The organism is Fulvivirga kasyanovii, from assembly GCF_009711405.1.
GTDB classification, from domain to species: Bacteria; Bacteroidota; Bacteroidia; order Cytophagales; family Cyclobacteriaceae; genus Fulvivirga; species Fulvivirga kasyanovii.
This window is the reverse complement of the sequence record NZ_SMLW01000424.1, coordinates 1-9,773: the sequence shown is the minus strand read 5'-3', so window position 1 is coordinate 9,773 and position 9,773 is coordinate 1. Positions and strand designations below refer to the sequence as shown.

10 protein-coding genes are annotated in these 9,773 nt (G+C 43.9%); 3 read left to right on the top strand and 7 right to left on the bottom strand.

Annotation, left to right across the window (positions count from 1 at the left end; genetic code table 11):
• Positions 1–108 precede the first annotated feature (108 nt).
• Entirely contained in the window at positions 109–1,065 is a 957-nt protein-coding gene (locus E1163_RS06160; RefSeq protein WP_155170564.1) for a lysophospholipid acyltransferase family protein, read from the bottom strand.
• Between the two features lie 234 nt (positions 1,066–1,299).
• On the opposite strand from E1163_RS06160, the gene E1163_RS06155 reads away from it, so the two are divergent.
• Complete coding sequence (locus tag E1163_RS06155) at positions 1,300–2,838, top strand: FAD-dependent oxidoreductase (RefSeq protein WP_155170563.1); 1,539 nt, start codon at positions 1,300–1,302, stop codon at positions 2,836–2,838.
• 103 nt (positions 2,839–2,941) lie between these two features.
• Positions 2,942–3,373, top strand: a complete 432-nt coding sequence (locus E1163_RS06150) for an RrF2 family transcriptional regulator (protein ID WP_155170562.1) — start codon at positions 2,942–2,944, stop codon at positions 3,371–3,373.
• 23 nt (positions 3,374–3,396) lie between these two features.
• Here the strand turns inward: E1163_RS06150 and E1163_RS06145 are convergent, their stop codons facing one another.
• The 4 genes from E1163_RS06145 to E1163_RS06130 all read right to left on the bottom strand — a co-directional run bounded on the left by E1163_RS06145 (position 3,397) and on the right by E1163_RS06130 (position 7,397).
• Positions 3,397–4,248: a metallophosphoesterase gene (locus E1163_RS06145; protein ID WP_155170561.1), complete on the bottom strand. Its 852-nt coding sequence runs from the start codon at positions 4,246–4,248 to the stop codon at positions 3,397–3,399.
• A 22-nt stretch (positions 4,249–4,270) separates the two neighbouring features.
• Positions 4,271–5,269, bottom strand: coding sequence for an SDR family oxidoreductase (locus E1163_RS06140; RefSeq protein ID WP_155170560.1), 999 nt, complete (start codon positions 5,267–5,269; stop codon positions 4,271–4,273).
• A 62-nt stretch (positions 5,270–5,331) separates the two neighbouring features.
• Positions 5,332–6,903, bottom strand: a complete 1,572-nt coding sequence (locus E1163_RS06135; RefSeq protein WP_155170559.1) for a vitamin K epoxide reductase family protein — start codon at positions 6,901–6,903, stop codon at positions 5,332–5,334.
• A gap of 158 nt (positions 6,904–7,061) precedes the next feature.
• The gene (locus tag E1163_RS06130; protein ID WP_155170558.1) at positions 7,062–7,397 is read right to left on the bottom strand and encodes a four-helix bundle copper-binding protein; all 336 of its coding nucleotides are present in this window, start codon (positions 7,395–7,397) and stop codon (positions 7,062–7,064) included.
• A gap of 413 nt (positions 7,398–7,810) precedes the next feature.
• Here E1163_RS06130 and E1163_RS06125 point away from each other — a divergent pair, with 413 nt between their 5' ends.
• Positions 7,811–8,311, top strand: coding sequence for a YciE/YciF ferroxidase family protein (locus tag E1163_RS06125; RefSeq protein WP_155170557.1), 501 nt, complete (start codon positions 7,811–7,813; stop codon positions 8,309–8,311).
• Here the strand turns inward: E1163_RS06125 and E1163_RS06120 are convergent, their stop codons facing one another.
• Positions 8,312–9,163: a universal stress protein gene (locus E1163_RS06120; protein WP_155170556.1), complete on the bottom strand. Its 852-nt coding sequence runs from the start codon at positions 9,161–9,163 to the stop codon at positions 8,312–8,314. It abuts the gene before it with no gap.
• A gap of 86 nt (positions 9,164–9,249) precedes the next feature.
• Complete coding sequence (locus E1163_RS06115) at positions 9,250–9,579, bottom strand: DMT family protein (RefSeq protein WP_155170555.1); 330 nt, start codon at positions 9,577–9,579, stop codon at positions 9,250–9,252.
• Positions 9,580–9,773 lie beyond the last annotated feature (194 nt).

Below are 9,773 nucleotides of genomic sequence, written 5' to 3'. Positions count from 1 at the left end.
TGACTAACGTCACTCAGTGCTTATCAACAACCGTGCAGAAATATTAGTGTGATTATAAATACAGAAAATATACTGAAGCAACGGTGGTTATTAGCTATTCCATATTTACTATAAAGATGAGTACTGACCTTGCTCAAGTTTCTCAGGACGCTTATGCTTCCAGCGTTTATGGCTCCATAGCCAATATTCCGGCTGAGCATTAATAATGTCTTCCAGCATTTTTACATGGATCTCGGTGATCTCTCCATGCGACATGGTAGAGGGGTCTTCGCATATTAGTTTGTACTCAACCTCATAATAGCCCCTTTTTACCTTGAAAATGTTTCCATAAACTACCGGCTGGTTATTATCACGGGCAAATTTTTCCAAACCAAATTGTACCCCGGTATCCTGATTAAGAAACTCTGTCCAGTAAGCCCTCTGGGCTTTGCGGGGACATTGATCCGATCCGAAAATTGTAGCAGATACCTCTCTATTGTTATTCTCCAGGTCTTCCTTAATTTCCTGAATGGAGCACATATTGAGTCCATATCTTGATCGGCTGGCTTTGAATTTTTTATTGAAAAACTCATTGGTCATAGGCGTGAAAAGTGCTATTACTTTATGTTTAAGGTGCTCTTTTAGTGTAACAGCATATAACTCCCAATTGCCATAATGCCCGCCAACCATGGAAATACTTTGGCCTCTCTCGTAAAATTGATTGGGTACCTCCGGATTTCTGGCTACCATACGTTTGGCGGCAGCTTCTCGACTAATGGTGAAAGTTTTCAAACTCTCGACAACAAGATCTGCCATATGGCTGTAAAACTTCCTCTCGATCTGATGTAGTTCTTTGTCTGTTTTATTAGGAAAAGATGCTTTGAGATTACTAAACACAACCTTTCTACGGTAGCCAAAGACATAGTATACCATAATGTATATGAAATCTGACAGCAGGTACAGCACTGGAAAAGGCAGATATGACAAAGGAATAATAATCAGATAATAAACTAAATAGTTATGCATGGGTACAGTTTTGCCAGAATAAAAACCTTCAAACATAACCCTGATAATCAGTCTTTTCAAATAATATCTTATTTAATATGTTACTACCCTGGTTATTTCATCAATATGCACTTTGCAAGTTCATACGGACATGTGCTAATTATTTGTAGCTGACAATTGGGTTCATCCGTTATGTATCCATTTTTCCACGTCTCCCACAATATCCGGGTAGTTAAGTCTGCTCAAATCCTCCCGAACACCCATTTTTCATTGTGGTATTCTACTTGCGCTCATGTATAAAAAAACTCAACGACTATGTATACTAAATCTATCTGGAATATATTTTCTACCACTACAGATTTTCCACAGCTACAAGGCGATGTTGAAGCCGATGTGGCCATCATCGGGGGTGGAATAACCGGCCTCAGCACAGCGCAGGAACTGATAAAGCAAGGCAAAAAAGTTATAGTAATAGATGAACGTAAGATTGGCGGAGGTACCAGCAGCCACAGCACCGGGAACCTGTACGTCACTATCGATCAAATACTTAGCTCTCTGGCATCAAAGTATGACACCAAGACTGTAAAACAGGTAATAGCCGCCAGAAAAGCCGGCTTCGCAGCTATTGAGAACAATATAAAGAACCATAATATTGACTGCGGCTTTACTACTTGCTCCTGGTACTTGTTTGCGGGTGATGAAGCCAACAGAGACAAAATTGAAAAAGAACTTATGGTAGCCAAAGAGGCCGGGCTTGATGCTGAGGTGGTTATGCCTTCATACATGCCGGTTACGGTTTCCCGGGCCATGAAAATAACAGGACAGGCACAATTCAATCCGATGCGGTATGTACAGGCGCTTGCCCAGGTACTTAGCGGGGAAAACTGCAGGGTCTATGAAAATACGAGGGCAACCAAGATAGAAGAGCAAGACGACCATTGCATGGTGCATACCACCGGAGGCAATATTAAAGCAAAGCATGTAGTTGAAGCAACACATACTCCTAAGGGAATAATGATGGTACAAACGCTACTTGGCCCTTACCGGGAATATGGTATTGCCTGCAAGGTGGGTTCAGATCTACCACATGATGGCATCTATTGGGGCTACTATGACCAGGGGGAAAAGTACTCAATAAGAAAGTACCAGCGAGACGGAGATACATTTTTGCTGGTGGTGGGGAAACCTCACAAAGTAGGTCAGGCCAAAAGGAATGTATCGCATACGGAAGCACTTGAGGAGTTTGCCAGAAAGCATTTTGACGTGCAGGAAGTGGTATACCGATGGGGAGGTCAGCACTATCGCCCGGCAGACCTGCTCCCTTACATAGGCAGAAAAAATGAAGGTTCCAATATATTTATTGCTACAGGATACTCCACGGACGGACTGGTCTATGGTGCGCTGGCCGGAAAGCTGATCGCAGATGAAATCAATGAATTGCCCAATGAATGGCACGAACTGTTCAGTTCTACACGTAACCAACCCCTGAAAGCGGCGAAGAAATTTATCAGCGAAAACGTGAATGTAGCCAAGCAATTCCTGAAAAACATACCGGGCGTAGCTGATTCAAAGGCATTTGATGCCATAAGACCCGGTGAAGGAAAGATCATAGAAAAGGATGGCCATAAACTGGCGGTATGCCGCTCTGAAGACAATCAGTTGCACGTGCGCTCTGCCATCTGTCCGCATATGATGTGTGTTGTAAATTGGAATGATGTGGAAAAATCGTGGGACTGCCCGTGCCATGGCTCAAGGTTTGACATAGATGGCGGCGTACTGGAAGGCCCTGCCCTGCATCCATTGCACGAGATAGTATTTACTGGCAAAAAAGTAAAAAGCCACCATGTAGATTAGTGAGTTGATAGCTTACACGACCTTCATTGCTCAGCTAATTGACCGGTCAATTATCACCTATAAAGGACAAAAACATCCTTTATTATAGGTATCTTTGAGCCATATGTTTTCGAAGGCTTGTGAATATGGCATCAGGGCCACCATCTATATTGCTTCCAGAAGCAGGCAGGGTGAGCGTGCAGGTATTAAGGATATTTGTAAGGAAATTGGTGCACCGGAGCATTTCACAGCCAAGATCCTGCAAAACCTAAGCAGGATGAAAATCATCAGCTCTGTAAAAGGCCCCAACGGTGGTTTTTATTTGGATGAAGGAGCTAAAAACATCAAACTCATTGACGTAGTACGGGCTATTGACGGGGACAAACTCTTCACCGGGTGTGGCCTCGGCATTAAGGAATGTTCTGAAACCAAGCCCTGCCCCATCCATAACGAATTTAAAGCCATCAGGAATTCATTGCAGCAAATGCTGGAACGCACAAGCCTTACAGACCTGACTAAAGATCTGGAAAAAGGACTGGTATTTCTGAAAAGGTAATACTGCGCCCGCCCATTAAGCTTTTAATAATAGTTAAACACAATCATCTCCGCCCTTGCCCCGAAGCGAAACGGTACCGTTGAGTTGCCAAAGCCTTTGGAAACATACAAATAAGGTTTATTGTCGTTGTACCATCCATTCACATAGTCCCCTGACTTGATGGGTAATAATAGTGGAAACAGACCGAAAAAAGTGACCTGTCCTCCGTGGTTATGCCCGGCAAATAGGTATTCAATATTCAGCTTTTGATCACCTGGCCTGCTTTGGTTAGTGGCCTTGATTTGAGCTAGTAATTTCTCCTGTTGCAAAGGACTGTGGATCAAGGCAATATGCATATCTTCTTTCCCCACTCCTTCAATGGCCTTACTGAAGTTTTGAGTGCTTTCTATAAAATCGTTTAAACCAGTGACCATAAGTCTTTTACTGCCTATCGGATATGCCTTTGAACCATTAATAAGCAGGTCTATATGATGCTTTTTGTATAAGGCTTTAAGCTCATCAAGGCCGGCTTCGTTCTTGTATTCATGATTGCCTAAAATAGCAACCTTAGGTATGGTAGCGGGCAATCGTGAGAAAAAATCGTCCAAAGTGCGGGTGTCGCCGTCTTCATCAATGGCGTCACCTGCAAAAAGGATGATATCGGCATTAAGTTTTTTAATCCTCCTGATCAGCCTGATATACTTTGGCGCCAGGCGCTTTCCAAGGTGAAGGTCTGTGAGCAGGACCATACGGCATGGCCTGGAGCGGGAATGTTTGTTACCAATGTCAAACTGCTTTACTGTAAACAAGTACTGCTCCAGCACCAAAGCATCCAGCAATACCAAACCCGCTGCCAGCCCTGCACCAGCTATCCATTTATGTTTGTTCCTGTCCATTGTTTAATGAACTGTCGTTGACTTACTTAAACAGCATTAAAGCCCCAACGGCCAGAAGTCCGCCTAACACAAGCTTCCGGTTTTTGCTCAGCCAGAGCTGCTCACTGGTCTCATATGCCTGATCATCAAATGATCCGTGCGACCCATGGTCTCCGGGGATGGGCTCCCAAAGGTTGTTCTGACGGTTAGGGTCTTCCGGCTCCTGGGTTTGCTGACCTTCATATCCATTTTTAGCCAGCACGTGGTCAGCATACCAGGGAGCGATTTTGTTTCCAAAAATGGCCTTTAATGAAGAAAAACCGACAAACATTTCCCGGCGGTTATGCTCTGCTGCATACAATATAGCATCGGCCGCTACCTCAGGCTGGAATATAGTGCCCATAGGCCTGGGTTTATGAGGAAGCCTGCTCTTCACAAAACTGAACTGCGTAGTGTTAAGCGCAGGTAGCTCTACCATAGAAATCTTCACGTGGCTTTTGTCATGTATCAGTTCAGCACGCAGAGAATCATAAAAACCTTGTATGGCGTGCTTGGCAGCGCAGTAAGCCGATTGCAGTGGTATACCCCGGTATGCCAGGGCCGAACCTACAAACACAATGGAGCCCTTGTTTCTTTCGGTCATCCGCTTGAGTGCTACCAATGCTCCATAAACCTGTCCCAGATAGGTAACTTCGGTCACGCGCCTGAATTCCTCCGGGAGCATCTCTTTAATCGGGCTAAAGACACTGTTCATAGCATTGTTTACCCATACATCTATCGGGCCTAGTTCTGACTCAATATAATCAGCAGCCTTTTCGAGCCCATCGGCATCGGCCACATCCACCTGATAGTAGACTGCCCGCTGCCCCTGCTCTTCGACTTCCCTCCTGGCACCTTCAAGACCATCTTTGCCTCTGGCTATAAGCCCTACATCGTACCCCTTAGCTGCAAAGGTTCTGGCACATGCACGGCCTACGCCTGCCGATGCCCCGGTTATTACGGCCACACCTTTTTTTCTTCTTCCGTTGCTTCTATTTTCCATTTTCAATTTTGTTTACATCATCAAAAATCTGGCTGATCATCAACATGACCCTCCATATTCTACTATTTTACATATTGGTCCCAAAGACCATAAGTTTCTTTTTTAGGTCCTCTGGCAAATGCAAGTACGATCACCAGTACACCTGCAATGGCACTACTGATATTCAACATCATATTGCTGTCAGAAGTAAACCAGGGAGCGATGGCTACAATCAGGCCTAACAGAATATTAAAATAACGCCCTCTGCGGAGCACTTCCCCCATGCAAATGACTGAAGTCACAATGATAAGGGAACCTCCAAGGTGGTTGATATCCGCTGCTGTGGTTTCAATACTTACTCCAAATGCAGCCGGTGCAAACATCAGCCACAGGCCAATTACTGTGGAAGCCACCAGAGTCCATGGAAAACTCATACCCCAGATGGAGGCTTTAAAAACCTCCAAAGGTTTATGGGGCAACTCCATCAGTTTTGGTGAGCGCTCATCTTTGTTATGCTCTTCAGGAGTACCTCCTTTCCAAAACACCGTCCACATGGACTCTCCCCGGCGTTTGGCCTGTACCATATGTTGTCCCATAGCAATAACCTCATCTATCTCCAACGGGATCATTGGAAGCATAATGGCTGCAGCCAACAGGCAGAAGGTACACCACTCACCCACCACCACCGGCTGTGAGATGACCAGAAAAATATGAACCAGTCCGAGCGGGATGACCAGAATACCGAATAAAGTCACCATCCAGGGCATAGTCCTCCACCTGGAAGGGCTTCCCATCCAGCCCATTAAAAACTCAAAGGTGTATGCCAATGCTCCAAATGCGCCATCGGAAATAGGCCACATGTGAGACATGTCAGAGTTCAGCACTTTCCTGCTACCATCTCCAAAAAAGGGATCCCAGGCGTGGTCAATATAGCCTAGCTGAAAAGCGCCAAGGTACCTGGATACAACCCATCCGGCAAATCCCAATACGATCATGATCCACCTTTGCGGCCAACTTGAGGGGTTATAGCTCCATCCCTTGGGTACCTGCGACCCCATTTTCATGTACGATATCATGTTGGGCATGCCTGGTATCAATATGGTAAGTGCAATAACCAAAGCACCAACAAGGGTACCATTGATATAAGCGGCAGCATTTGGCGCCCAGAAAATTACCGGAGCCATATTTAGCCAGACCCCAATAAAACAACAGATCCACATGCTTACAGGTCTGTTCGGCGTAAGTGAACGCCACCCGAAGTAGATCAGTAGAATTCCACTAATGATGTCGCTCCACTTCATGGCTGCAACCCTTTCGGCCAGGGTTAGCCACACTTCGCGGCCTCCACTGGGGTCAACAGTGGCTTTTCCGTAACTAAAGGTAAGCGGCGACAGCACCATCCATACGCCCAGGAGCACCAGCATCCAATACACCCAAAGGGTTTGCATGTGGTGCATATGAAGCATTTTTTCGCGCTGCTCCTGGCTCATTTTATGATCCTTTTCTTCCTTGTCTTTGTCACTTTTATCTTTATCCTGCTTATGCTTTCCTTTCATCTGCATTTCAGCCATAGGGCGCGTCACGCCTCGCATGCCCATACCGCCGCCCTGATCCTTCTTTTGGTTTTTATTTTTGTTTTTTTCCGCTTCTTTCATTAGATGTGATGTATTACTTGAGGGTTAAAACCCTGCATTGCTCCCATGAGGCTAATGATAAGTAAGGCGAGATAGATAAGGTTGCAGGACTCAGGAGTAATCCAGGGTTTATTATGATTTCAGGCTATTAAGCCTATCAAATAATTGAAAAATGTCAGTTAAACAGCTACTCCCAAGTAGTTTTTACAGGCTTCTTCACATTCCCTACAGGCTCGTGCACATGCCTGACAATGCTCCATGTCATGCTTCTCGCACTCTTCTGCACATTGCCTGCATATTTCCTGGCATTCTTTTACAAGGTGCTCTGCATGAGCTGAATTAGAAGCTACAAAGCTTGCTGTAACATGACATATCCGGGCACAATCCCTGTCAGTCCTGATACATTGAACCATTTTTTTAACATCGCTCTCATCAAGACAGGCATCCATACAAGACTCACATGCAGCGGCACATTTGGCCAGTTTTTCTATAAATTCATTTTCTATATTATTCATATCAGATCATTTTAAAAGTTTGTAAATAAGAATAGACGCTCTACGTAACGTCCGTTGCTCTATAAACACCTGAGAGCAGCAACTGTTACAAGAAAAAGAGGTAAGTACAACTGGTTAGACCGACACAGTATCATATTGGACGGAGATATTAAAACATTATCAAATACCAAATTTTATTACATGTGTACCAAGTAGAATATTTTTTAAAGAAAAGTTATGTTTGGGGCGGCCATTCCCTTGCAACTAAGCACAGAATTTGTTAGCTTTTAATAGAAGTTAGCGGAACAGGAAATGTTGTGAAAAACAACTAAAATCAGGTTCCGGAGGTTTTAAAGATGAAACTGGGGATGATTGCGAGTTGATATTTGTTTAAACATTCAGTGGATTGGAACAAGACAGAAAGGAAGACAGATATGAAGAAGATTACCAATATGAAAGATGTGATGTTACAACAAATCCGTTCGCTATATGACGCGGACAGGACTATTTACAATTCTCTACCTCTGCTTAGGGAAAAGGCTTACTCCCAGGACCTGAAAGAGTTTATTGATGAAGAGATGGAAGAGAAACTTCGTCAGCAGCACCGGATGGAAATTATTTTCACCATTCTTAAAGAGGATACCGAAGGACAGATCGATGATGTGATGAGATGCATGGCAAAATCTCAAAAGAAACTGACCAGTCAGTGTGCAGGATCTGAGCTTTCAGATACTATGATGATCATTACCGGGCGAGCTATGGCTACACATCAGATTAACGGCTATCAAACGGCCGTCACTTGCGCTGTTTCAGTTGGCTATCCCGACATTACCAGACTTCTGAGAAGGGCCCTGCGTGAAGAAAAAGGAATAGAGAAAAAACTCGGCTTACTGGAAGAATTGCATTTAAATTCAGAGTCTCTCGTAAGGGTTTAATTATCCTATATCATCAGTCATTTTCCCCAGGTGACAAGTCCATATAGGACACCTTGCATGATTGACCAGGTTTTCAGCCACACTTCCGGCCAAAAAATGCGGCAGACCAGTTCTCCCGTGTGTACCCAGTGCTATCATATCCGCATTTACTGATTTGGCAAAAGCCAATATACCTTCATCTTCATGCCTGTGTTTGTAGATATTCTGTGAGTAATCTTTTAATTTATACTTCGAGGCTATTTCATTAAGGTGTGTCAGCTCCTCCTCATCATCAGCATGATCATTTGTATTGATCTTGACAATATGTAAGTGAGCATGAAAAGTGTTTTGCAGGTGTTTCAATTTCTGCATCAACTCTTCACTCTCCTCTCGCAAGTCCGACGCAAATACTATATTTTCTATTTCGGTGGCTTCTGTTTCCTCATGGATGGTAATAACCGGGCATAATGACCTTCGCACCACTTTTTCAGCATTGGACCCTATGAATATTTCCTTGAGGCCTGATGCACCTTTTGTACCCATTACCACAAGGTCTATGCTTTTATCCTGAATGGCTTCTTGTATAATGATCGAAGGATTCCCTATTTGCACATCGTAAGTAGCATCAGGCTCAAGTTCCCTGATCATAGCCTTCATTTTCTTCAATGAATTGTCTTTCAGCACATTGACAAAATCCAGATCTGCAGGCACCGGTACCATCATGCCCATGGCATCTACCATGGCTCCTGAAGGGTATTCTACTACATGCAGAAAATGGACATGTGCTTTTTCCATGGTTGCCAGGGCTAAAGCAAAATCAGTTGCATAGCCCGCATACTTTGAAAAGTCGGTAGGTACCAAAATTTTATACATCTGCCGTGAATTTAGTGTGTTGTACTTCTACCATTAATTTAATGAAAAGCTTTCAATAGACCTTAGTATGTAAGGGCAATTATATTTTACCACTTTTTAAAAACAAAAAACACTGCGGCCAGCAACAGTACGAAACCCACTATGTAGTTCCACTTTAACTCTTCTTTCAGGTATAGCACCGAAAAGACCATAAAAACTACGAGGGTTATCACCTCCTGTATGGTTTTGAGTTGGAACCCATTGAACTGCCCATAGCCAATCCTGTTGGCAGGTACCTGAAAACAGTACTCAAAAAAAGCAATGCCCCAACTGATCAATATCACCTTCCAAAGTGTGGTTTGGGTAAATTTCAAATGGCCATACCAGGCGAACGTCATAAAAATATTGGACACGAGTAGTAGAAGGACTGTTTTCATAGCACATTTAAGAAGTCTATATATCAGGGAGCAAGATCACCTTTCTGAGTCGGCATAAATTTCCCAAATGTATGAAAAAGTTCGATTGAGCAATTATGATCCTTCGTGGGTCATTCCGGAATTTTTGTAGTGTAGTGGAGAAATTATGAGAGTCTCCACGGGGCTTCTGCTTCTAAAGACGCCGAGTCCTCTGC

Coding starts and splice junctions, on each gene's coding strand:
- E1163_RS06155 (WP_155170563.1), top strand. CDS start 1,300: ATGTATACTAAATCTATCTGGAATATATTTTCTACCACTACAGATTTT.
- E1163_RS06150 (WP_155170562.1), top strand. CDS start 2,942: ATGTTTTCGAAGGCTTGTGAATATGGCATCAGGGCCACCATCTATATT.
- E1163_RS06145 (WP_155170561.1), bottom strand. CDS start 4,248: ATGGACAGGAACAAACATAAATGGATAGCTGGTGCAGGGCTGGCAGCG.
- E1163_RS06140 (WP_155170560.1), bottom strand. CDS start 5,269: ATGGAAAATAGAAGCAACGGAAGAAGAAAAAAAGGTGTGGCCGTAATA.
- E1163_RS06135 (WP_155170559.1), bottom strand. CDS start 6,903: ATGAAAGAAGCGGAAAAAAACAAAAATAAAAACCAAAAGAAGGATCAG.
- E1163_RS06130 (WP_155170558.1), bottom strand. CDS start 7,397: ATGAATAATATAGAAAATGAATTTATAGAAAAACTGGCCAAATGTGCC.
- E1163_RS06125 (WP_155170557.1), top strand. CDS start 7,811: ATGAAGAAGATTACCAATATGAAAGATGTGATGTTACAACAAATCCGT.
- E1163_RS06120 (WP_155170556.1), bottom strand. CDS start 9,163: ATGTATAAAATTTTGGTACCTACCGACTTTTCAAAGTATGCGGGCTAT.
- E1163_RS06115 (WP_155170555.1), bottom strand. CDS start 9,579: ATGAAAACAGTCCTTCTACTACTCGTGTCCAATATTTTTATGACGTTC.